Raw genomic sequence first — 21,572 nt, 5'->3', positions numbered from 1 at the left:
GATTTCAGTCAAGGGGCAGGAACTCCAGTGGCGGGGCTGCATCGATGACGCGAGCCCCTGCGAGCATTTTGTAAAACAGCTTCAGCCCCGCCAGTTCCTCCGCACCCAAGTCGTAGACCAGCCCCTCGAAGTAGGAGCGCATCTCCTGCTCGGTGAGGATGCTGTTCTGTGCTGCAACCGCTGAGATTTCCGTCAGATTCGACTGTCCCCAGCGCTTGGCCTCGATGAGCAGCCTGGCGCCGGCCTGAACCTCGCCTCGCCTCGCCCGTACAGTCTCCCTGTTCGCGATCCACAGCCCGAAGATGAACGGCTGGCCCGTCCACTGGCGCCAGGCGTCACCCAGGTCCATGCGGCCTGGGTAGTCGGGATGCCTCCTCAGGTTCAGCGCCTCATCCCCGATGCACAGGATGGCCTCGGGCCGTTCCCCTGCGGCCAGCAACCCAGTGGCGTCGCCTGTCTGGTAGCGCGGGGCCACCCCGACGTGGCGTTTGAGCAAGAGGTCTACAAGCGCCGCGGAGGTGTGCGTCTGGGCGCTGACAAGAATGGTCTTGCCGTGCAGGTCCTCAGGCCGGGTGCGGCAGAGCAGCAGCACGCTCTGCACCGGTCCCCGGCTGCCGATGGCCAGGTCCGGCACGATGTAGTACTTCTCCGGGTGCCGTGCGTACTCGATGCACGAGCAGCCAGAAAGGTCCAGCCTGCCCTGGTCCATGAGCTGGTTGAGCTCCGCTGGCGGACCGGACACAAGCTCGAAGTTGCCGCTGAGCACCCCGGTCTCTAGGGGATAGTGCAGGGGCAGCACGTTCAGATAGCCGATGCGGCCAAGCCGGATCGGAGCGCGATCATTTTCCGGCATCAGCCCTGCGCCTCCACAAGCCGGTAGTCCATGCGCCGCTGGCGCGGTTCGAACCCGGCGGCGCGCACCAGGGTGTCGATCTCGTGCTGCGACAACCGGAAGCTGACTCCGGCGGCGCGCACCACGTTCTCCTCGATCATGGTGGAGCCGAAGTCGTTGCCGCCGAAGTAGAGCGCCAGCTGGGCGATTTTCGGTCCCATGGTGACCCAGGACACCTGCACGTTGTCCACGTTGTCCAGCACCAGGCGCGAGAGCGCCAGCATGCGCAGGTACTCCGGACTGCTGAGGGGCCGGGCCTCGATGCTCGTATTGTCCGGCTGGAAGGTCCAGGGAATGAAGGCCGTGAAGCCCCCCGTCCTGTCCTGGCTGTCGCGCACGGCGAACAGGTGCTCCAGGCGCTCTAGCTCGGTTTCCTCATGTCCGAACATCATGGTGGCGGTGGTGCGCAGCCCCTGCTTGTGGGCCTCCTCCATGACGCTCAGCCACTGGCCTGCCGGGCATTTGTTCGGCGAGACGGTCGCGCGCACGCGGTCCACGAGGATCTCAGCCCCGCCGCCCGGGATGGAGTCGAGCCCGGCGGCCTTCAGGCGTTCGATGACCTGGGCCGTGGTGAGCCCGGAGATCTTGGCGAAGTGCACGATCTCCGGGGGCGAGAAGGCATGCACGTGGATGTCGTAATTGGCTTTGATGTGGGCCAGCATGTCCTCGTACCAGGACAGGGGCAGGTCCGGGTGGTGCCCGCCCTGCATGAGGATCTGGGTGCCGCCCAGGGCGATGGTCTCCTCGATCTTTTTGCCGATCTCCTCGAAGCTGAGCACGAAGCACTCGTCGTTGCCGGGCGCTCGGAAGTAGGCGCAGAAGCGGCAGGCGCAAACGCAGACGTTGCTGTAGTTGATGTTCCGGTCCACCACGTAGGTGACCACCGGCTCCGGGTGCTTGCGCAACCGCACGCGGTGGGCGGCATGGCCAAGGTCGTGCAGACCGGCCTCGCGCTGAAGCAGTCTGGCCTCGTCCAGGGTCAGCCTGCGGCCCTCCGCCGCCTCGTCGAGAATCTGCTGGATGATCTGGCTCATGCCTAGGCCTCCTGAAGCGCGGAGCGGCGCTCCTCGTCGCTGATGGGCTTGAATCGCGCGTCGCGTTCCACCGGGGTCAGGCCCATGCCACGGATCATGTCCTGTAGCTGGGACTTGGTGAGCTCTTGCCTGCTGGTTGCCCCGGCCATGTGTCCGATCTTCTCCTCCACAACGGTTCCGTCCAGGTCGTCGGCACCGAAGAACAGCGCGGCCTGGGCCTGCTTCACCGTGAGCATGACCCAGTAGGCCTTCACGTGCGGGATGTTGTCGAGCATGAGGCGGGACACGGCGATGGTCCGCAGCTCGTCCAGCCCCGTGAGCGGGCGCTCCACCTTGATGGCGCTGTTCTCGGTCTGGAAGGGCAGGGGGATGAAGCAGGTGAAGCCACCGGTCTTGTCTTGCTGGGTGCGCAGGCGGTCCAGGTGGTCCAGGCGGTCGTCGATGCTCTCCAGGTGCCCGAAGAGCATGGTGCAGTTGGTGGCCAGCCCGAGCGCATGCGCCTCCCCGTGAATGCGCAGCCATTCCTCGGCGCTGGACTTTTTGGGGCAGATGCGGCGGCGCACCTCTGGCGCGAAGATTTCGGCCCCGCCGCCCGGCAGCATGGCCAATCCGGCGTTCTTCAGGACCTGCAGCACCTCCCTGGTGCTGATGCCCTCAAGCCTGGCGAAGTGGGCGATTTCTACCGCCGTGAAGCACTTGAGCGCGGCGTCCGGCAGGGCATTTTGCACAGTGGAGAGCAGCTCCACGAAAAACGACAGGTGCAGGTCCGGGTGGCAGCCGCCCACGATGTGCACTTCACGCGGAGGCAGGGGCGCCTCCAGCAGGCGCTCCACGGCATCCGCCACGGAAAGCTCGAAGCCGCCGTCCTGGCCCTTTTCGCGTTGATAGGCGCAGAAGGCGCAGCCGTTGATGCAAACGTTCGTGTAGTTGATGTGCCGGTTGACCACGTAGAAGGTGCGGTCGCCGTGCAGGGCGGTGCGGCGTGCGTGCGCCAGGGCGCCCACGGCGGTCACGTCCGTGCAGTCGAAGAGCGCGTGGCCCTCGGCAAGGCTCAGGCGCTCCCCGGCGTGGACCTTGCGGGCGATCGCGCCCAGGCCCAGCGCCTCGTATCGTTTCAGGTCATGGCCCAATATCTTAGACATGCGTCACTCCTTCGACTGCTGCGGATTGCGAAAAGCCCAGGCACAGGGCCTCGGCCAGGGCGTCCAGGCGTGCCTGGCGCGTGTCGGCATCGGCGGAAAGCCCAAGGCCCGCGTCGAGCACGGACGAGTCCTGGGCGCTCAGCGCGCGGTCCAGCGTGGCCTCGATGACAAAGGCCGCCAGGGCCGGGTCCAGGTCGGCGCGAACCTCCCCGCGCTGCTGGCCAAGCTCGACCAGCTCGCGGAAAAAAGTCAAAGCCTCGGCGCGGACCTCGGTGAGCAGGGTGGCCCGGAGCGGAAAGTCCTCCTGGGTCAGCATGCGCCGGTAGATGCTCCAGAGGAACGGGTGGGCCTGGGCAAAGGCCGCGCTGGCGGAAAAGACGCGCTTCAGGCGCTCGGGGAAGCTCTCCGCTCCCCTGGCGTCGCGGATCGCGCGGAGCGGGGCCTTGATCTCGTCCACGGCCTTGCGGAAGAGATGCTTGAACAGCCCTTCCTTGCTGCCGAAGTATTGGAAGAGCGAGCCCTTGGCGATATCCAGCCGCGCCACGATGCGGTTGATGCTGGCCTGGTTGTAGCCCCGCTCGGCGAACTCGCGCAGGGACTCGTCCAGCACGCGCCGCTGTTTTTGCGGGTCCAGGTTGTCGAATGTCGAGCGCGAAAGGTTCATCTGCCGGGTTTCCTTGCGGAAGGCGCTTGCCTCCCGGGGCATGGTTGGGTAGTCTGCGTGGGAATGACCAGGTGGTCACTTCTATGCCCGCGTCCGCTCCGTGTCAATGAACAGGCGGCCCAGCCGGAGGATTCCATGCGCCTGCAGTTCCACTACTCGCCCTGCCCCAACGACACGTTCATCTTCCATGCGCTGGCCGCCGGCCTTGTGCGCGTCCCGGGGGTGGAGTTCGGCATCACCCTGGCCGATGTGGAGCGCCTGAACGAGGCCGCGAGCGCCGGGCTGCCGGATGTTTGCAAGGTTTCCGTGGCGGCGGCCGCCGGTGTGCTTGGCGAATACCGTCTGCTGCGCGCGGGCGGGGCATTGGGGCGCGGCGTCGGGCCGATTCTGGTGTCCAGCCAGGGGCAGCGCCTGGAAGATCTGCATGGCAAGCGCGTGGCCATCCCGGGCCGACGCACCACCGCCAACCTCATCTTCGGCCTGCTCTGCCGGGAGCGCGGCATCAGGCCTGAACTCGTCGAGCTGGTGTACGACCAGGTCATGCCCGCCGTCACCAGCGGCGGGTGCGCAGCCGGGGTGGTCATCCACGAGGGGCGTTTCACCTACGCCGAGCACGGCCTCACGCGGCTGCTCGACCTGGGCGCCTGGTGGGAGGAGGACCGCGGCCTGCCCATTCCGCTGGGCTGCATCATCCTGCGCCGGTCGCTCGGGCTTGATCTTGCCCGGGCCGTCAACGCTGGCATCCGCGCCAGCCTGGAGCACGCACGCGCACACCCCGAGGCCAGCCTCGGCTACATCCGGCAGCACGCCCAGGAGATGGACGAGGGCGTCATCGCCCGGCATATCGAGACCTTCGTCACCGAGGCCAGCCTGGACATCGGGCCGGAAGGCGAGGCCGCCACTCTGGCACTCCTGGCCGAGGCTCGCCGCGCGGAAGGACTGGGCGACCTGCCGCCGGACGTGTTTCTGGAGGCATAGCGCCTGCTTCTACAGCGGCACGCTCCGCAGCCGCCTCCGGCGCGCCTTCCAGTCAGGAACGACGCGCTCCAGCAGACCATAGAAATGCGCATCATGGCCGAAATGCCGCAAATGGCAGAGCTCGTGGGCCACGACGTATTCCACGCATTCCAGCGGAGCCCGGGTGAGATGCCGGTTCAGGGTGATGGTGCCCGAGCGCGAGCAGGTGCCCCAGCGGCTGGTCATTGCCCGAATCTTGAGGCACGCCGGGCGCGGCACGTTCAGGGCGTCGAACTGCGGCTGCAAGGCGCGGAGAAACCGATGGAACAGCTCCCGCGCCTGCTCCAGGTGCCAGGTGTCGAGCAGCTTGCGCACCTTTTCCGGGGTGGGGGGGAAGAGGGTGGTCACGACCAGGCAGCCGTCTTCCAGACGCACGGCGTTGCGCTCGTCCTGCCGGGCCTCCAGGGTGTACTCTCGCCCGAGGAAGGCGTGGGTCTCTCCGCTGAGATAGGTAAGCGGTTGCGGCGCGGCCTCGCGCAGGACGCGGAAGCGCTCCAGGTGCCGGATGATCCACCCGGCCTTGGTCTCCACATGGGCGCGGATCTGCGTCTGGCTTGCTCGGCGCGGCGCGCGCACCAGGACCGTGCCTTCCGGACGCACCGAGAGGCGCAGCGTGCGGAAGCGGTCGTAACGGACCTGCACCAGGATGCGCTGGCCCGCGTGGGTGATCTCCAGCAGTTCAAGCATGTCCGCAATTCTCACGGGAGCCGGGTGCTTGTCTAGGCTGCGGCTTCGGCCTCGGCTTGCCTGCCCTTCTTGTCCTGGCTCACCACCACGCCGACGAGCACCAGGGCCGAGGCCAGATATTGCCCCAGCCCGAAGACCTCGCCCAGGGCGAAGCGCGCCATGAGCACGGTTGCCACGGGGATGAGGTTGATGAAGGCCGAGGCCTGGTTGGCGGGGATTTTGCTCACGCCGTAGCTGTACAGGCCATAGGCGCCCAGGGTGATGGCGGCGCCCAGGTAGATGACCGAGAGGGCGGGGATGAGCACGAACTCCGTGGGCAGGCGCTGGCCGGGCAGAAACATGAGCGGCAGGAAGAACAGGCAGCCGATGAGGGCCTGGCTGGCGGTCAGGAACAGGGGCGAGTAGCGCGCCGAGAGCTTCTTGAGCAGGATCGTGTAGCCCATGGCGCAGCACATGGCCAGGAACTCAAGGAAGTTGCCCAGGGCCGGATGGGGTGCGTTCTCCGTGGCGCTCGACTGGAGCGAGAGCATTGCGGCCCCGCCCACGGCCAGGGCGAACCCGGTCCAGGTGCGCGGCGTCACCTTTTCCTTGAGGAAGAAGTGCGCGCCGATGGCGACCAGCAACGGCAGCATGGCCACGATCATTCCCGCCTGGGCGGCCTCGGTGTTCTTGATGGCCGCCGTCTCGAAGAGAAAATACAGGCACGGCTCGAACAGGCTCATGAGCAGGATGGGTTTCCAGTCGCCGGGCAGGTAGACCTGATTGCGGAAGCGCGCGGCCAGCGGCAGAAAGCACAGGCACGCCACGAGCATGCGCGCGAAGAGCACGAACATGGGGTCGTAGGCCTGGAAGGCCAGCTTGAAGGCGATGAACGCGCTGGCCCAGAGGATGCTGGCCGCGGTGAGCGCCAGCACTGGCAAAAGGGCGGCGCGCCGCTGCCGACGTTCAAGGTCTGTCATGTGTTCACCCCGTTTTGTCTGCCGTCACTGGCAGGAAGGCAGGGGTATCACCCCTGCTCGCGGATGGGAATGCATGGATGGGGATAATGTGGCGCGGGAGTCCTCACCCGCCTGGATTTATTCTCCGCCGAGCCGGGCCACTCGCCGGAAATACTCCGCCCGGCAGAAGTGCTCCACCCCCATGAGGGTGGCGAAGGCGTCGCGGAAGTCCACCGCGCCCAGGGTGAACAGCCCGTGCCCGTAGACGATGGCCCCGCGCTTTTCGCCGCTGGTGCCGGTGAGGGCCGCGGGAAGGGTGTTGCACAGGCCGAAGGGACCGGTGCCGACCTCGCCCGGCACGATGGGCACGCCGAGCCCGCCGCTGGGGTCGGTGACGGCTCGCGGGGTGTCGCAGGCGCGGTGGCACTCGCCCAGCTTCGGGCAGTCCAGCCGCTCGCAGTCCAGCGACAGGATCACCGAGAAGCGCGGGTGGCCGTGCAGGATGGCCCGCGCGTTGTCCTCGGCCTCGTACACGGCCTTGTGCGCGGAGTACTCGCTGGAGGCGGTGATGCCAGCGCAGGAGCTGCCGTCCATGCGGCAGGGGTCGATGCATGCGCCGAGCTCGTCCAGCGAGCTGCCGGTCTGGCTGATGAGGATGGTGTCGCCCAACCGATACGAAATATTGCCGAAGTAGGAGTCCACCAGGCCGTACTCCACCGTGTGGCGGCCTGCCTGGATAAGAGCCTCGCGCGCGGCGTCCTCGCTCTCGAAGGGGCCGGGCAGCAGGTCCGGCAGGTCGTCGCGGTCTTCCGGCAGCAAGGCCTTGATGCGCTCGAAGGCCGCCTGGCGCTCCGGCGTAAGGCTGCCCTGGCGCGCGCGGAGCAGGTGGTCCGCGAAGTAGGCCACGAAGCAGGCGAAGCACATGGAGCTGAAGGTGACATAAGCCTGTTCCGGGCTCACGGTGCCGAAGGCGGCCACGAGAACCTCGTCGCCGTTCAGGATCACGCAGCCCTTGCGCTGGCGCAGCGCCTGGATGACGACATCCGCGCCCATGGAGTCCACCACGGGCAGGTCGTGCAGGAAGGTGCGCGTTTCGCAGTCGCCGGGGGTGATGGACCCCCATCCACTCGTGGTGCCGTCGGCCAGGGCCTGTCGGGCCAGTTCGACCATGACCGCCTGGTACACGCCCGCCGGTCGCGCCAGGAGCAGCGCGCTGATGTTCATGCCCGCGAACACGGCTCCCATGAGCTTTCGGCGCGGGTCGCCCGTGTCCGTCGGTTGGCTCCAGGCCAGTTCGTCGTCCAGGGCGGCCATGAGCACGTCTCCCGGCGCGCACAGGCCCGTGGCGGACAGCTTGGCGGCGTATTTTGCCATCAGCGTGTTCATCGGCCAACCTCCCCGCTGGCCAGGCCGGACGGCCAGGGCAGCCCCAGCCGCTCCGCCGTCTCTCGCGTGGGCAGGCCGTCCGGAGTCAGGCCCCGGATGCGGTAGTACGCGCTGCGGGCGGCCAGGAAGTCCTCGCGCGGGACGGGCGGGATGGGCAGGCCCGGGCCGCTGGTGCCTTCCTCGTTGAAGAAGCGCGCGGGCAGGTCGTCGTCCTTGGCGCTGAAGCCGTTCCGGGCGTTCATGAGCCGCTCCTGGTAGTCCACGCGCTCGCCGATGACGAGCAGGTCGTGGGTGGTGGCGGCGACGCCCGTCACCGAGGAAAAGGCCCGTGCGTATTCCTCCAGGCTGGCGGCGAAGAACAGGAACTTGCAGGCGATGAGCGAGTCCACGCAGGCGTTGGCGTCCTCGGCGATCTTCACGATGCGCGCCTTGCCGGAAAAGCTGAAGCGGTCCGTGGCAACGGGCTTGCGCAGGATCTCATGGCTGATGGGGTAGGCCCGCAGGTGGCAGCCGCCGCGCGCGCTGGTGGCGTAGGCCAGCGCCATGCCGTAGGCCCCGCGCGGGTCGTAGGCGGGCAGCTCAAGCCCCTTCACGCTCATGGAGAGCTCCGGGCGGCCCATGCTCGCGGCGTAGTTTGCGGAGCCTTTTGCCAATGCGAGCCCCAACTCCGCGCCCGGCCCCACGCCCGTGCCCATGCCGGTGAGCAGTTCCAGCACGCGCTCGCCGGTGAGGTCCTGGCCGGAAATCTCCCGGTGGCATGCCAGGGTGGAGCCTGCGCTGATGGTGTCGAGCCCCAGGCGGTTGCACAGGTCGTTGGCCTTGAGCACCAGTTCCAGGTCCGTGTTGCCGATGAGCGCGGTGAAGTGGCTCATGGTCTCGAACTCGGGCATGGAGCGGCCGTCCGCCGCGATCTTCTTGCAGAGCACGTGGCAGCCCTGGCAGCCGTGGCGGCGCGGCTGGTAGCGCTGCTTGTAGGCGTAGGCGTTCAGGCCCTCGGCTCCGGGGAAGCGCGTGCGCCGGAAGTTGTCCGTGGGCATCATGCGCCGGGAGTCCATGAGGTCGAAGATGCTGCCCGTGCCGAAGCAGGAGAAGCCGTGCTGGCCGAGCAGCACAGGGGAGGCCGCCGTGAGGCGCAGGATGTCCTCGCGCGCGGTCTTCAGGCCGGGCAAATCCGCGACCTTGCGCCGACCCGTGCCACGCACGGCCAGGTACTTGAGGTTCTTGCCCCCCGCCACGCTGCCCAGGCCGCAGCGCCCGGCCGCGTGGTGTGTGTCCACGATGAGGCTCGCGAACAGGCAGCCCGATTCCGCCGCCGGGCCGGTGGCGGCGATGGACCCGCCTTTGCGGCGCTCGCGCAGGCGCGCGAAGACTTCGTGGGTGTCCAGGCCGGTGAGGGCGCTGGCATCCACCACGCGCACGGCCTCGTCGTCGATCTCGATGCCGGTGGGGCGTTCCGCCCGGCCCACGATCACGATGGCGTCCCAGCCCGCGCGGGCCAGCTCCGTTCCCAGGCGGCCGCCCGCGCTGGAGTCGGCCACGGCCCCGGTGAGGGGTGAGCGGGTGGTCAGGTGGCAGCGGCCCGAGGTGGGCGCGATGGTGGCGTTAAGCGGGCCAACGGCGATGACGAGCGGGAGGTCCGGGTGCCCCGGAGGCAGGGTGGCGTGGTCGCGCAGCAGATAGCCGCCCAGGCCTTTGCCGCCCAGGTAGTCGCGATACACGGATTCTGGCAGGCGCAGCACGTCCTGGGTCTTTGCGCCCAGGTCCACGCGCAGTATCTTGCCTGCCCACCCGAAGAGTCTAGGCCCAGCCATGCGTCTGCTCCCTTGCTTCGCGAGAATTGGGGCCTTGACCCCGTGGCCGAAAGAAGTATGCTCTGCCGCCAGGAATCGCAAGGCCCAAAAGGGCGCCAAGTGCTGATAGGGAGGAACGCGTGGCCAAGGAAGAGATCGACGTCAAGCGGCGCAAGCTGCTGTTCGGGTTCATGGACAAGCTTCGCGGCGTTCCGGAATCCGCGCCCGTGGCCAGCGCCTCGGAGACCGCGCCCGTCCTGGCCGAGGCCAACGCCGCCTTCGCCGCCGGATCCTGGGAGGCCGCCATCGCTTCGTACCGCAAATTCCTCGAGGCCGAGCGCGAGAACGTCGAGGCCCGGCAGCGCCTGGGCGAGTGCCTGTACAACCTGGGGCGCTACATCCCGGCCAAGGTCGAGTTCGAGCGCATCATGCAGAAGAACCGCAACAACAATCGCGCCATCGTGTACCTGGGACTGGTCATGGTGCGGCTGGAGCGGGTGCAGAAGGCCGCCGTGGTCTGGAAGCTGCACTTCGACCCGCACAACGTGCCGCTCCAGCGCGAGCTGAATCTTCAGATAGCCCTGGTGGAGAGCGCCATTGCGCAGGAAGCGGAAGGGGATGACGGGGACGGCGTCGACGCGTCGAAACTGCCTGATCCGGTGATAATGGCCGAGGCCGTGGAACGGGCCCTATCCGCCAAGGCCTGAGGCCGGCTCCTCTAGGGGTCCGGCAAACGGCCGACTACTGCTTTTTCGCCTTCTCCGCCAGGACGCTCAGGCGCGCGCGGATGTAGCTGGCGGCCATGTCGGCCAGTTCCTGGTCCTGGCTCTCCGCTGCGGCGCCTGCGCCCAGCGCGGCCAGATCCTCGTCGATCTGCTTCTCCATGCGCGCGGATTCCAGGAACATCACATAGGCCAGCGTCAGGGCCGCGGCGTTTTCCGCGCTGCCGTCGCACACCAGTTCCACCTGGTTGAGAGGCACGGTTTCGAGCAGCCTGTCGGCGAACATGCCGATCCACTTGGCGTAGAGTGTCGGCATCAGCGCCGGGATCAGGCCCGCCAGGGCCTCGGAGGTGGCCTGGTCGGTGGTGGCCTGGGTCACGTCGAGGTAGTCGCGCAGGGCTTCCTTGCGCCGGGCCTCGTCCTGGGACGTGCGCTCCAGGAGCAGGGCGGTGATGTGGGCGCGGGCGTCGTCTGCGGTCATGGGCATGGAAATTCCTCCTGATGATGCTGTGTCGTGCGCGTTGTGGACGGAAGCGGGTGGGCGCTCCGGGCTTTTCGTCCGCGCGCAAAGGGAGTATCACCCGCACTTGCCGCTGGCAACGCCTCATGCGCCAGCGTGCCTCTACGGGAGAGCTTGTGACGGAACTCCTCGCCACGTACCTGCCTCTGGCCAAGGTCTTCGCCGCCTTTGCCATCATGCTGCTGGGCCTGCGGCTGCGCCAGCCCTTGTGGCTTTCCGTGCTGGCGGGAGGCCTGGCCCTGGCCCTGCTCTTCGGCATGGCGCCGCTGGAATGGCTCCAGGTCTCGGCGGCCTCCATCATCCAGCGCGACACGGTGTTCCTGGTCATCATCCTGGCGTTGATCCTGTTCCTGAGCGAGGTGCTGGACAAGACCGGCCAGACCGCCCGGCTCATGCAGTCGGCCTCTGGCTTCCTGCGTGATCCGCGCCTGCGCCTGGCCTTCTTCCCGGCCCTTGTGGGATTTTTGCCCATGCCCGGCGGGGCGGTGTTCTCCGCGCCCATGGTGCGCGACATGGCCGACGACCTCAGCCTGACCCCCCGCGACACGGCCCTGGTGAACTACTGGTTCCGGCACCTCTGGGAACTCTGCTGGCCGCTGTACCCCGGCATCATCCTGGCCTCGTCCCTGGCGGCGATTCCGCTGGCGCGGCTCGTTGTGTACACGTTGCCGTGCATCGGCGTGTGCATGGCCCTCGGCTGGGTGTTCATCCTGCGGCCTGCCGTGGCGCACCTGAAGGACGCCCCGCCGTCGGACGCCCCGCGCGATCTCAAGACGGCGCTGGTGGACGGGCTGCCCATGCTGGTGGCCATCATCGGCGGGCTGGGGCTTGAGGTGGGCATGACCCTCTACGCGCCGGGCCAGCCCTTCGAACTGGGCATCATGACCGCGCTTTTCCTGGCGATACTCTGCGCGTTGCTGCAGAATCGCGTGGGGCCGGGATTCGTGGCCGGGGTGCTGCGCAAGAGGGAACTCTACCAGGTGGTGGGGCTGGTGCTGGCCATCCTGATGTTCAAGGACGTGCTGGGGGCTTCCGGCGCGGTGAAGCAGCTCACAAAGGTGGCCTCCGGGCCGGGCGCGCTCTTCGTGCTCACGCTGACCCTGCCCTTCCTGGTGGGGGCCATCTCCGGCATCACCATGGCCTTCGTGGGCTCCACCTTCCCCATCCTGTTCGGCATCATCGACAACACCGGCGCCAGCGCGCAGCTCATGCCCTATCTTGTGCTGGGCCTTTTCGCCGGGTTCACCGGGGTCATGGTCTCGCCCCTGCACGTCTGCTTCATTCTGTCCTGCCAGTTCTTCCACGTCGATCTGGCCCAGGCCTGGCGGCGGCTCGTCGCGCCCTGCGCGCTGCTGCTCTGCTTCGGCGTGGCCTGGTTCTTCGTGCTCCTGCGCTTCGCCTAGGCGCCTGCCCTAAAGCCCGCCCAGCAGCCAGCGCCACACCGGCAGGGTGGCGAAGGACAGCAAGGTGCCGATGCCCACCATGAGCGAGGCCAGTTCGGCATCGAGCCCGGACTCCGTGGCCAGGATGGCGCCCAGCACCATGGGCGGCATGGCCGCCTCGAACACCGTCACCTGGGCCACCAGCCCCGTGTTGCCGAAGCCCTGGGCCGCCACCAGCCAGATGAGCGCCGGGGCCAGCGCCAGCTTGTACGCCAGCCCCACGGTGAGGGCCTTGGTGCGTGAACCCGGCAGGCGCAGGGTCAGCCCCAGGCCCACGGTCACCAGCGACAGCGGGACAAGGGTCGTGCCGATGCGCGAAAGGCCGGAGAGCACAAAGTCCGGCAGGGCCACGGGCCGCAGCAGCAGCCCCAGCACCAGGGCCTGGAAGGGCGGGAAGAGCAGCATCCGCTTCAGCGCGTCCAGAAGCGCTTCGCGGCGGCTCCGGGCGTCGTTCTGGCCCGACAGGTGCGAGGCCAGCAGCACGGCGGGCACGGCCAGGACAACGCTGGTGCCGGGGTTGTCGCACAGGAAGGCAACGTAGGCCATGTTCGGCCCGAAAAAGGCCTCGATCATGGGCAGGCCGATGAAGATGACGTTGCTCAGGCCGCCTGTGAGCATCAGGCAGCCGAAGGTCTGGCGCGACAGGCCGAGCAGCCGCGCAAAAAGCCCGAAGAACAGGAAGGCCCCGGCGAACATGATCCAGGCCATGCTGCCGGGCAGGAGTATCTCGGGCGTGAGGGGCATGGCCCGCGCGGCCAGGAAGGCCACCGGCGGCACGCAGAACTGGATGACCACCACGGCGAGGACGCGGTCGGCGTCGGCGGGCAGCCGCCCGGAAAGGCGCAGCAGAACGCCCGCGATGAGGCTGATGGCGGCGATGAAGATGCTGTCCACGGGTGACTCTGGGGGTTAGGAGAAATGTAGTGTGGACAGATTGAGGGAGTTGTCCGGCCCGACCCAGCCAGTGGCCTCGGCAAAGCCGTTGACATCCAGCGCCAAGTGGCCGCCAAGGGAATGTCCGGTGAGGTTCACTGTGTCGCCGGGCTGGATAACGCCGCTGCCCACGACCGTGCCGGAAAGCTCAAGAGAATAATAGACCAGCGAGGGAGGGGCACCTGGAATAAGTGAGCCCATGGCCTGCACACAGGGCGTGTTGTCAAGCGGCGGATTCGCGCTCATTACAAGCCGGTATTGACTTTGGGAGCCCGTGCGCAGGCTGCTCACGTAGTTGTACATGTCCACAATCTGCTGCATGGCCACGCCGTGGGTGAGGATGTCCGTGTCGGCAGCGAGATCAAGGGGATCACTGAGCTCAGTACCCCGGAAGGCAATGGTCTTAACGCCCGGATTGGACGTGTCCCCGTAGACATACGCTGCGAAACCATATTTAGTGGTTCCGGTGTCTTTCTGATCGATCGTGTAGTACTGTTTTCCATCTCCGACAAGGCCACCGAGTGTAGCCCCAAGAGTTGTGGAATAATTGGTGTCCGTAGCATAGGCGGCCCCGCTCAAGATGGACATCGTGTAGTATCTGCTGTCGATCGTCGCCATATAGCTCTCCTTAGCTATTCAGATTGTTCTGCCGGTACGAGCACGGACTGAATGAACTGACGGAACGGTTGATCAGGCGAATACGTTCCGGAATGATCACGGCCATGAGTCATCGAGGCCAACCATTGGCTCAGATGACTGCCAAACCACAGGATCTCAACATATTCACCGAACACCGCGCCTGAATTATCTCTAATTGTTATGGTGCGCTTTTTGCAAAATGGAGTGAGCGGAGAATCGTTTTCTGCGATGATGTACTTTGCACATTGATTGTCAATGACAACCCCTTTCCCAACATGCTTTGTGTCAACCTCAACATATTTGTTTGATTCGTGTCTGTAGTACTCAAAATATGCATACCCTGCAAACTTCCTCGATGCACCACCATCACCACGTTGTTTCATCATAATCATATCTCCAAGTGCATTGCCATCTAATAATATTCTATTTACATCACGCGCAGTACTATAGACTGTTGCCCTCGCAAGAACCAAGCCATATGTTTGATAAACTAAAAATGAGCCAAGTGGCTCAAGTACTGGAAAATATAATGCAACTATGAGTGTAAAAATTTTTGTTCGTTTCTTCCACTTTTCTGTAGCCGCAAATGAAGTTGCGAACCGTACAATCACAATAGCAAGTAAGGCATAAACAGCAATTGCTCCAAATAACATCAAAGCGACCATGATTTCTCCTTACCTGTCCGCGGCACACTATTCCAGCTCATGCAGATTCCCCGCCCTCACGCCCCATCCAGCCCCTTGCCATCCTTCCTCGGTCCGGTCGCCTGCCCCGCTCCCCCGCCAGAGCCCTGGTTCACGCTCTCCGGCGGGCCGAAGCGCACGACTTCATCCACCAGCAGCGCCTTGGGTAGCATGTGGGCGATGAAGAGCATGGTGGTCTGACCCTTGAGTCGGTTGATGGTGCGCGCGAAATGTTCGGCCGTTTCGGCGTCCAGGTTGCTGGTGGCCTCGTCGAAGATCAGGATCTTCGGGCGCTTCAACAGCGCGCGGGCGATGGCCAGCCGCTGGCGCTGCCCGCCGGACAGCCCCACGCCGTGCTCGCCCAGCTCGGTCTGATACCCCTGTGGCAGTTTCTCAATGACGTCATGGATTTCCGCGAACTTGCAGGCCTGCACGATGTCCTTGAAGTCCGCGTGCGGATGCGCGGCGATGAGGTTGTCGTAGATGCTGCCGGAAAAGAGCATGGTCTCCTGCGGCACCACGCCGTAGTTGCGCCGCAGCTCATTGGCGGCCATGCGCCGGATGTCCCGGCCATCGAGCAGAATCTGGCCCTCGGTGGGCATGTAGAAGCCTGCGGTTGTTGGTGGTTGTCCCTTGAGAGGGCTTACGTTACCAGCGTGTAAATTGGCAAGGGAATAGGAGGAAAGGGCAGGATTGAGAGGTGGGCGGCCCCTGACGCTGCGCAGAGCCAGAGCGCAGGTCGGAGTGCGGAAAGCTACACGTAGATCGTCCCGCGCAGGTACAGCGCGGCCCGGCCGGCGATGCGCACGCGGTCGCCCCTCAACTCGCAGAACAGGCGTCCTCCCCTTGAAGACGCCTGGTAGGCGTCGAGGCGGGTCTTGCCCAGGCGCTCGGCCCAGAAGGGCGTGAGCAGGCTGTGCGCCGAGCCCGTCACCGGATCCTCGGGGATGCCCACCTCCGGGCAGAACACGCGCGACACGAAGTCGAATTCCCCGCCGGGCCGCCCGGCGGCGCTGGCGATGTTGCAGACGTAGGGCATCTCGTGGAAGGCGGGCAGGTCCGGCGAGAGGTTGCGGACCGTGTCCTCGTCGGCGAACACGCAGAGCAGGTCGCGTCCGGCATAGGCCTCGAGCGGCGTCGCGCCGAAGGCCCTGGCCATGGTCTCGGTGATGGCCACGGGCTTGGGCGGCCAGGACGGGAAGTCCAGCGCCAGCATCTCGCCGTTCTGATCAACGACGCGCTCCACATAGAGCGGGCCGCTTTTCGACTCGAAACGCAGGCGCGGGCCGGAAAAGCCGAGCTCGTGGAAGAGCACGTAAGCGGCTGCCAGGGTGGCGTGGCCGCAGAGGTCGATCTCGAAGGTGGGGGTGAACCAGCGCAGGTGATAGCCCCGTTCGCCGCCGAGCGGTATGAAGAAGGCGGTCTCCGAAAGGTTGTTCTCCGCCGCGATGGCGGCGAGCGTCGCATCGGGCAGCCAGGCGTCCAGCGGCACGACGGCCGCCGGGTTGCCGGAGAACACGCCCTCGGCAAAGGCGTCGACCTGGAACAGCGGACAGGACTTGGGCATGGCTGGCCTCCCATGTCTAGGGCCGGGGCGTGCCCCAAGGAAGGGCTCCCCGGCCTGCGGAAGATGTCTCGTCTAGAACGCCTGCTTCATCAGGTCCGCGTCCGAGGTGGCGCTGCCGCTGGCCGCGCCCACGTCGGTGACAGTGGGCTGCGAGCCTTCCACGAAGGGCAGGAAGTAGCTCTCGGACACGTGCTCGCCCTTGGAGCTGATGGCCTGGCTGTTCTCCACGCGCGACCAGACGATGCCCTCGGGCGGGGTGAAGTCCTGGGGCGGGTAGCGGTCCTCCACAGCCTGGCGGTAGGCCAGCCAGATGGGCAGGGCCGCCCCGGCGCCGGTGCCGCCTCGGCCCATGCTCTGGAGCTGGTCGTAGCCCACGTACACGCCGGTGAGCAGGTACGGGGTGAAGCCCATGAACCAGGCGTCCTGCTCGTTGTTGGTGGTGCCGGTCTTGCCCGCCAGCGGGCGACCGAGGACCTTGGCGGAGGCGCCGGTGCCCACGTTGATGACTTCCTTGAGCATGGACACCATGATGAAGGCGGTCTGCGGGCTCATGGCCTCGAAGTACTCCGGCTCGGACTTGAACAGGGTCTCGCCCCAGGCGCTGCGCACGGAGAGCACCATGCGCGGCTTCACATAGGAGCCGCCGCGCGGGAAGGTGGTGTAGGCCTGGCAGAGGTTCATCAGGGTGAGGGCGGAGGACCCCAGCGCGATGGACAGGTTCTCCGGCAGCTCGCTCTCGATGCCCATGGCCTTGGCGCGCTCGATGACGTTTCTGATGCCGATCTTCTGCGCCACGCGGATGGTCACGAGGTTGCGCGACTTGGCCAGCGCGGTGGAGAGCAGGGTGGGGCCGTAGAAGATGTCCTCGTAGTTCTCGGGCCGCCAGATGGTTCCCTGCTCCACGTTGGCGAAGACGATGGGCGCGTCCATGATCACCGAGGCGGGGGTGAAGCCGTTGTCCAGCGCGGCGGAATAGACGATGGGCTTGAAGGACGAGCCGGGCTGGCGCTTGGCCTGGGTGGCGCGATTGAACTGGCTCTTCTCGAAGCTGAAGCCGCCGGAAAGCGCTACGACCTCGCCGGTCTCGGGCATCATGGAGACCAGCGCGCCCTCGGGGCCGGGCTCGCGCTCCAGGTTGAGGATGAAGTGGTTGTTGCCCTTGGCCTCGCGCACGGAGACCCACACCAGGTCGCCCTTGTGCAGGATGCGCGACGGATCGCCGGGCACTGCCGCCGCGGCGCCGGTGACGCCCTTGATGGCGTTTCGGCACCATGTGGTGCTGCTGGCCAGGATCTCGCCGGTGTACTGGCCGAAGCGTACCTGGGCCTTGTCCTTGGCGGTTTCCACCACCAGGGCGCGCAGCCAGCCGCCGGGCTTCACGGGCTCGCCGTTGCGGCTGTCCTCAAGGAAGCGGGCGTATTCCTCCGGCTGCAGATGCCCGGCCGGACCTTCCCAGCCCTTGCGCTTGGCGATGTCGGCCAGTCCCCGGCGCATGGCGTTGTCCGCGGCGATCTGGTGCGGAATTTCGCAGGCGGTCTCGACGGTCAACCCGCCCTGGTACACCTCGTCCTCGCCGTACTTGTCAACCAGGAAGCGACGCACCTCTTCGAGGTAGTATGCGCCGACCTTCCAGGAATGGTCTTCCATGCTCTTGAACACGAGCTTCTGGGCCAGGGCCTGTTCGTGCTGGGCGTTGGTGATGAAGCCCTGCGTCAGCATCTGGTCAAGCACGTACTTCTGGCGTGCCTTGGCTGCCGGGAGGTCGGAGTAGGGGTTGTAGCGGCTGGGGGCCTGGGGCAGGCCAGCCAGAATGGCGCTCTCGGCCAGGGTCAGGTTCTGGACGTGCTTGCCGAAATACTCGCGCGCCGCCGCCTCGACCCCGTAGGCCTTGGACCCCAGGTAAATCTGGTTCAGGTAGATGGTCAGGATCTCGTCCTTGGTCAGATACTGCTCCAGGCGGTAGGAGAGCATGGCCTCCTTGATCTTGCGCTCGAAGCTCTTTTCCGGGGTCAAAAGCAGGCGCTTGACCACCTGCTGTGTGATGGTGCTGCCGCCCTGCTTGATGCCGCCGGCCTTGAGGTTCATGAACATGGCCCGGATGATGGCCCAAGGGTCGATGCCGTCATGCTTGTAGAAGCCGGAGTCCTCGGCCGCGAGGAACGCCTTGGGCAGGTGCTCGGGCATGTCCTGCAGGCGCACCAGGAAGCGCTTCTCCTTGTAGAAGTAGCCCAGCACCTGGTTGTCGCGCGCCAGCACGGTGGTCACCAGAGGCGGCTTGTAGTCGGTGATGGTGCGGAATCCCGGCAGGTCGTGGGACAGCCACCAGAAGGCCGCGACCACCATGGCGAGGCCAATGGCTGGCAGGGCCAAAAGAGTCCAGAGAACCCTGCGCTTGAATCGTTTGCTGCGTCTCATGGATGAGTCCCTTCTGGGCTTCTTCTTGGCATTTTTGCTTGTGCTTTTCGGCGGCATCTATCTGCGCTCCAGGAGGCCCCAGGCCTCGCGCAACCGGTGGTACAGATCGAACACGCCCGTTTCGGTCATGCCCAGGCGTTTCAGCAGGCCTGCCCCGCCGCGGCTTTCGCGCAGGGCCTGGCATTCCTTGAACTCGAAATACATCTGGCGGCCTGAGCGTATCCAGAAGGGGAACAGGCGGCAGTAGTACGGCCTCGCCTCGCGCGGGAGGCGGCAGCCCTCTGGCCCCAGCAGCAGGCACGCGCCGTCTGCGTCGACAGCCAGGCGGTCGTGCACGCCCTCGGGCGGAAACAGCTCATGAATGTGCACGCCCTCGCCAGGGAACAGGCGGCTCAAGTTGTCCACGAAGCCAGCCGTGTTGGGCTGGCTGAAAAACACCTCGGGCGTGGCCCCGGCGGCTTCCATTTCCTTGCGCTCGCGCGCTGAGAGCGGGAAGCAGAATTCCTCTGATCCGGTCGAAAGCGTGCAGCAGGTGCCGGAGTATTCCGCGCAGCGGCTGCAGGCGTCCGCGTCGCGGACAGGTTCTGTGGCGATTGCGTCCAGAGGCTACTCCGGAGCGAAGCGCACTCGGCCCTTGCCCAGCAGGTCGTGCACGTGCACGAGTCCGGCCAGCGAGCCGTTTTCGGTGAGCACCGGCAGCACGGTGATCTGCCTGGCCTCCATGAGGTCCAGCACCTGTGCGGCGGTGGCGGTGGCCGGAGCGCTTTGCGGATTCCTGGTCATGACCTCGGACACGGGGCGGGCGGGGTCGAAGCCAGCCTTGCAGAGCATGCGCCGCACGTCGCCGTCGGTCAGCACGCCAGCCAGCTGTCCGGTAGCATCGGTCACCGCCGCCAGCCCGAAGCCGCCGCTGTTCAGCCTGGCCAGCGCTTCGGAAACGGGCGCGGTGACGTCTACCACGGGCAGGTTCTCCGCGTGCATCAGGCACGCAACCGGCTGCGAAAGGCGGGCGCCCAGGGCTCCTGCCGGGTGCACGCGCTTGAAGTCCTTGGTGCCGAAGTCCTTGATGCGCATGAGGCACACGGCGAGCGCGTCGCCCACGGCGAGGGCCGCGGTGGTGCTGGCCGTTGGCGCCAGATTCATGGGGCAGGCCTCGCGCGGGACCTTGGCCTCGATGATGACGTCGGACATGCGCGCCAGGGTGGAGTCCGCGCCGGAGGTGATGCCCACGACGGACACGCCGAGGGCGCGCAGTGCGGGCAGCAGGTTGTTCAGCTCGTCTGTCTCGCCGGAGTTGGACAGGGCCAGCACCACGTCTTCCTTGCGGATCATGCCCAGGTCGCCGTGGGCACCCTCCACCGGGTGCAGGAAGAAGGCCGGGGTGCCGGTGCTCGACAGGGTGGCCGCGATCTTGCGGGCCACGAGCCCGGACTTGCCGATGCCCGTGACCACCACGCGTCCCGTGCAGGCCGCCAGCCGTCCCAGGGCCTCGGTGAAGCCGCCGTTCAGCTGGCCGCGAACGGCCGCCAGGCCCTCCATCTCGATGTCCAGGACCTCGCGGGCCAGCTCAAGCCAGTCGCCGGAAGCGGAAAGCGGGTGTGTGCCGCTGCCTGGGCAGTCGTTCATGGCTTTTCCTAGCCTACCACCTTGGACTCGGCCTCAAGGCACATCTTGCCCTGGTGCGCGCAGGGCGCAATGGGGTAGTTGCCGTCGAAGCAGGCCAGGCAGTGGGCATCTTTTTCCACCACGGAATCAAGCAGGCCGGGGATGGACAGGTAGTGCAGGCTGTCCAGGCCGATGAACCGGGCGATGTCGTGCACCGGGGTTGTGGCGGCGATGAGCTCGCCCTTGCTGGAGAAGTCGATGCCGTAGAAGCATGGGAAGCGGATGGCCGGGCAGGACACGCGCATGTGGATCTCGCGTGCGCCCATCTCGCGCAGTTTCTTCACGCGGGTGCGGATGGTGGTGCCGCGCACGATGGAGTCCTCGACGATGAGGATGCGCTTGCCCTCGATCATGCTGCGCACGGGGTTCAGCTTCACGCGCACGCTGAAGTTGCGCATGTCCTGGCTGGGCTGGATGAAGGTGCGGCCCACGTAGTGGTTGCGGATCATGGCCAGCTCCAGCGGCAGGCCGGAAGCCTGGGAATATCCCACGGCGGCGTAGTTGCCGGAGTCGGGGAAGGGCATGACGAAGTCCGCGTCCACGGGAGCTTCCACAGCCAGCCTGGCGCCCATGGCCTTGCGGCGTTCGTACACGCCCTCGTCAAAGACCATGGAGTCGGGCCGGGCGAAGTAGATGAGCTCGAAGATGCACTGGCGTTTTGGGGCTTTTTCCAGCAGGCGGTGGCTGGTCAGCCTGCCGTTCTCGATGACGATCATTTCGCCGGGCTCCACCTGCCGTATGTACTCGGCCTCGATGAGGTCGAAGGCGCAGGTTTCGGAGGCGAAGACGTAGTTGTCGTTCAGGCGGCCCAGGCACAGGGGGCGGATTCCGTGGGGATCGCGCACGGCGATGAGCTTGTTGTTGGCGAGAATGAGCAGCGAATACGCACCCTTGACCCGCGAGCAGGCCTTGATGATTGCTTCCTCGATGGTGCTGCCGTTCATGTGCTTTGCGATGAGGTGGACGAAAACCTCGGTGTCCATGGTGGTCTGGAAGATGGAGCCGTCGTTTTCCAGCTCGCGCCGCAGCTCCAGCGTGTTCACCAGATTGCCGTTGTGGCCAACGCCGATGTGCCAATCCTTGAAGCGCACCAGGAAGGGCTGGGCGTTTCTGATGAGCGAGACGCCTGTGGTGGAGTAGCGGATGTGCCCCAGGGCGACGGTTCCCTTGAGTTCCTTGCCCAGGTGACGCTCGTTGAAGACCTCGTTGACCAGGCCCATGCCGCGCTGCTCGCGGATGCCCTGGCCGTCCCAGGTGACGATGCCTGCGGATTCCTGCCCGCGGTGCTGCAGGGCGTAGAGGCCGAAATAGGCCATGCGCGCGGCCTCAGGGTGTCCGTAGATGCCGAAGAGGCCGCAATACTCACGCTTCATTGGGTGTCCTGTCCGGGGCTTGTGTCCGCCGGTTGAGCAAATACGATATCCGCCGGAGGACAC

General features: G+C 66.1%; 21 protein-coding genes. 3 read left to right on the top strand and 18 right to left on the bottom strand.

Features of this window, described 5'->3' with window-relative positions; translation table 11 throughout:
• Positions 1-4 precede the first annotated feature (4 nt).
• The 4 genes from RDU24_RS00985 to RDU24_RS00970 are packed head-to-tail and all read right to left on the bottom strand — an operon-like array spanning position 5 to position 3,732.
• Positions 5-853, bottom strand: coding sequence for a menaquinone biosynthetic enzyme MqnA/MqnD family protein (locus tag RDU24_RS00985; RefSeq protein ID WP_308733855.1), 849 nt, complete (start codon positions 851-853; stop codon positions 5-7).
• Positions 853-1,926 carry a cyclic dehypoxanthinyl futalosine synthase gene (gene mqnC / locus RDU24_RS00980; protein WP_308733854.1) on the bottom strand — a complete coding sequence of 358 codons (1,074 nt, stop codon included), beginning with the start codon at positions 1,924-1,926 and terminating at the stop codon, positions 853-855. Before mqnC ends, RDU24_RS00985 begins: the two co-directional genes overlap by 1 nt.
• Before the next feature lie 2 nt (positions 1,927-1,928).
• Complete coding sequence (gene mqnE, locus RDU24_RS00975) at positions 1,929-3,068, bottom strand: aminofutalosine synthase MqnE (RefSeq protein WP_308733853.1); 1,140 nt, start codon at positions 3,066-3,068, stop codon at positions 1,929-1,931.
• Positions 3,061-3,732, bottom strand: coding sequence for a TetR/AcrR family transcriptional regulator (locus tag RDU24_RS00970; protein ID WP_308733852.1), 672 nt, complete (start codon positions 3,730-3,732; stop codon positions 3,061-3,063). Before RDU24_RS00970 ends, mqnE begins: the two co-directional genes overlap by 8 nt.
• A gap of 135 nt (positions 3,733-3,867) precedes the next feature.
• On the opposite strand from RDU24_RS00970, the gene RDU24_RS00965 reads away from it, so the two are divergent.
• Positions 3,868-4,710, top strand: coding sequence for a 1,4-dihydroxy-6-naphthoate synthase (locus RDU24_RS00965; RefSeq protein WP_308733851.1), 843 nt, complete (start codon positions 3,868-3,870; stop codon positions 4,708-4,710).
• A gap of 9 nt (positions 4,711-4,719) precedes the next feature.
• Here the strand turns inward: RDU24_RS00965 and RDU24_RS00960 are convergent, their stop codons facing one another.
• From RDU24_RS00960 to RDU24_RS00945, 4 genes are all read right to left on the bottom strand, one after another.
• Entirely contained in the window at positions 4,720-5,436 is a 717-nt protein-coding gene (locus tag RDU24_RS00960; RefSeq protein ID WP_308733850.1) for a M48 family metallopeptidase, read from the bottom strand.
• A gap of 32 nt (positions 5,437-5,468) precedes the next feature.
• Positions 5,469-6,395, bottom strand: coding sequence for a DMT family transporter (locus RDU24_RS00955; RefSeq protein ID WP_308733849.1), 927 nt, complete (start codon positions 6,393-6,395; stop codon positions 5,469-5,471).
• A gap of 117 nt (positions 6,396-6,512) precedes the next feature.
• Positions 6,513-7,760: a class II aldolase/adducin family protein gene (locus tag RDU24_RS00950; RefSeq protein ID WP_308733848.1), complete on the bottom strand. Its 1,248-nt coding sequence runs from the start codon at positions 7,758-7,760 to the stop codon at positions 6,513-6,515.
• Positions 7,757-9,571, bottom strand: a complete 1,815-nt coding sequence (locus RDU24_RS00945; protein ID WP_308733847.1) for an aldehyde ferredoxin oxidoreductase family protein — start codon at positions 9,569-9,571, stop codon at positions 7,757-7,759. Before RDU24_RS00945 ends, RDU24_RS00950 begins: the two co-directional genes overlap by 4 nt.
• A 119-nt stretch (positions 9,572-9,690) precedes the next feature.
• Here RDU24_RS00945 and RDU24_RS00940 point away from each other — a divergent pair, with 119 nt between their 5' ends.
• Entirely contained in the window at positions 9,691-10,257 is a 567-nt protein-coding gene (locus tag RDU24_RS00940) for a tetratricopeptide repeat protein (protein ID WP_308733846.1), read from the top strand.
• A 34-nt stretch (positions 10,258-10,291) separates the two neighbouring features.
• Here RDU24_RS00940 and RDU24_RS00935 read toward each other — a convergent pair whose 3' ends face one another.
• Positions 10,292-10,759: a hypothetical protein gene (locus RDU24_RS00935; protein ID WP_308733845.1), complete on the bottom strand. Its 468-nt coding sequence runs from the start codon at positions 10,757-10,759 to the stop codon at positions 10,292-10,294.
• A gap of 149 nt (positions 10,760-10,908) precedes the next feature.
• On the opposite strand from RDU24_RS00935, the gene RDU24_RS00930 reads away from it, so the two are divergent.
• Positions 10,909-12,195: a DUF401 family protein gene (locus tag RDU24_RS00930; RefSeq protein WP_308733844.1), complete on the top strand. Its 1,287-nt coding sequence runs from the start codon at positions 10,909-10,911 to the stop codon at positions 12,193-12,195.
• Positions 12,196-12,204: 9 nt separating this feature from the next.
• Here the strand turns inward: RDU24_RS00930 and RDU24_RS00925 are convergent, their stop codons facing one another.
• The 9 genes from RDU24_RS00925 to purF all read right to left on the bottom strand — a co-directional run bounded on the left by RDU24_RS00925 (position 12,205) and on the right by purF (position 21,509).
• Positions 12,205-13,128 carry an AEC family transporter gene (locus RDU24_RS00925; RefSeq protein ID WP_308733843.1) on the bottom strand — a complete coding sequence of 308 codons (924 nt, stop codon included), beginning with the start codon at positions 13,126-13,128 and terminating at the stop codon, positions 12,205-12,207.
• 15 nt (positions 13,129-13,143) lie between these two features.
• Positions 13,144-13,785, bottom strand: coding sequence for a hypothetical protein (locus tag RDU24_RS00920; protein WP_308733842.1), 642 nt, complete (start codon positions 13,783-13,785; stop codon positions 13,144-13,146).
• 14 nt (positions 13,786-13,799) lie between these two features.
• A complete protein-coding gene (locus RDU24_RS00915; protein WP_308733841.1) occupies positions 13,800-14,471 on the bottom strand; it encodes a hypothetical protein in 672 nt (223 codons plus the stop codon).
• Positions 14,472-14,527: 56 nt separating this feature from the next.
• A complete protein-coding gene (locus RDU24_RS00910) occupies positions 14,528-15,091 on the bottom strand; it encodes an ATP-binding cassette domain-containing protein (protein ID WP_308733840.1) in 564 nt (187 codons plus the stop codon).
• Positions 15,092-15,243: 152 nt separating this feature from the next.
• On the bottom strand, positions 15,244-16,056 hold the full coding sequence (locus RDU24_RS00905; RefSeq protein ID WP_308733839.1) for a PhzF family phenazine biosynthesis protein: 813 nt from the start codon (positions 16,054-16,056) through the stop codon (positions 15,244-15,246).
• 72 nt (positions 16,057-16,128) lie between these two features.
• A complete protein-coding gene (locus RDU24_RS00900) occupies positions 16,129-18,471 on the bottom strand; it encodes a penicillin-binding protein 1A (RefSeq protein WP_308733838.1) in 2,343 nt (780 codons plus the stop codon).
• Positions 18,472-18,528: 57 nt separating this feature from the next.
• Entirely contained in the window at positions 18,529-18,936 is a 408-nt protein-coding gene (locus RDU24_RS00895; RefSeq protein ID WP_308733837.1) for a YkgJ family cysteine cluster protein, read from the bottom strand.
• Positions 18,937-19,077: 141 nt separating this feature from the next.
• A complete protein-coding gene (locus RDU24_RS00890) occupies positions 19,078-20,097 on the bottom strand; it encodes a KpsF/GutQ family sugar-phosphate isomerase (RefSeq protein ID WP_308733836.1) in 1,020 nt (339 codons plus the stop codon).
• Positions 20,098-20,105: 8 nt separating this feature from the next.
• On the bottom strand, positions 20,106-21,509 hold the full coding sequence (gene purF / locus RDU24_RS00885) for an amidophosphoribosyltransferase (protein WP_308733834.1): 1,404 nt from the start codon (positions 21,507-21,509) through the stop codon (positions 20,106-20,108).
• Positions 21,510-21,572 lie beyond the last annotated feature (63 nt).

Origin of the sequence: Humidesulfovibrio sp. (genome assembly GCF_031082295.1) — a bacterium.
GTDB lineage: Bacteria > Desulfobacterota > Desulfovibrionia > Desulfovibrionales > Desulfovibrionaceae > Humidesulfovibrio.
Note: the sequence above shows the minus strand (reverse complement) of the source record. Positions and strands in the feature narration are given on the sequence as shown.

Bases quoted from the DNA above. Each gene is read 5' to 3' on its own strand.
- RDU24_RS00935 (WP_308733845.1), bottom strand. From the start codon at position 10,759: ATGCCCATGACCGCAGACGACGCCCGCGCCCACATCACCGCCCTGCTC.
- RDU24_RS00910 (WP_308733840.1), bottom strand. From the start codon at position 15,091: ATGCCCACCGAGGGCCAGATTCTGCTCGATGGCCGGGACATCCGGCGC.
- RDU24_RS00915 (WP_308733841.1), bottom strand. From the start codon at position 14,471: ATGGTCGCTTTGATGTTATTTGGAGCAATTGCTGTTTATGCCTTACTT.
- RDU24_RS00920 (WP_308733842.1), bottom strand. From the start codon at position 13,785: ATGGCGACGATCGACAGCAGATACTACACGATGTCCATCTTGAGCGGG.
- mqnE (WP_308733853.1), bottom strand. From the start codon at position 3,068: ATGTCTAAGATATTGGGCCATGACCTGAAACGATACGAGGCGCTGGGC.
- RDU24_RS00985 (WP_308733855.1), bottom strand. From the start codon at position 853: ATGCCGGAAAATGATCGCGCTCCGATCCGGCTTGGCCGCATCGGCTAT.
- RDU24_RS00900 (WP_308733838.1), bottom strand. From the start codon at position 18,471: ATGAGACGCAGCAAACGATTCAAGCGCAGGGTTCTCTGGACTCTTTTG.
- RDU24_RS00945 (WP_308733847.1), bottom strand. From the start codon at position 9,571: ATGGCTGGGCCTAGACTCTTCGGGTGGGCAGGCAAGATACTGCGCGTG.
- RDU24_RS00905 (WP_308733839.1), bottom strand. From the start codon at position 16,056: ATGCCCAAGTCCTGTCCGCTGTTCCAGGTCGACGCCTTTGCCGAGGGC.
- mqnC (WP_308733854.1), bottom strand. From the start codon at position 1,926: ATGAGCCAGATCATCCAGCAGATTCTCGACGAGGCGGCGGAGGGCCGC.
- RDU24_RS00890 (WP_308733836.1), bottom strand. From the start codon at position 20,097: ATGAACGACTGCCCAGGCAGCGGCACACACCCGCTTTCCGCTTCCGGC.
- RDU24_RS00950 (WP_308733848.1), bottom strand. From the start codon at position 7,760: ATGAACACGCTGATGGCAAAATACGCCGCCAAGCTGTCCGCCACGGGC.
- RDU24_RS00965 (WP_308733851.1), top strand. From the start codon at position 3,868: ATGCGCCTGCAGTTCCACTACTCGCCCTGCCCCAACGACACGTTCATC.
- RDU24_RS00970 (WP_308733852.1), bottom strand. From the start codon at position 3,732: ATGAACCTTTCGCGCTCGACATTCGACAACCTGGACCCGCAAAAACAG.
- RDU24_RS00955 (WP_308733849.1), bottom strand. From the start codon at position 6,395: ATGACAGACCTTGAACGTCGGCAGCGGCGCGCCGCCCTTTTGCCAGTG.
- RDU24_RS00895 (WP_308733837.1), bottom strand. From the start codon at position 18,936: ATGGAAGCCGCCGGGGCCACGCCCGAGGTGTTTTTCAGCCAGCCCAAC.
- RDU24_RS00960 (WP_308733850.1), bottom strand. From the start codon at position 5,436: ATGCTTGAACTGCTGGAGATCACCCACGCGGGCCAGCGCATCCTGGTG.
- purF (WP_308733834.1), bottom strand. From the start codon at position 21,509: ATGAAGCGTGAGTATTGCGGCCTCTTCGGCATCTACGGACACCCTGAG.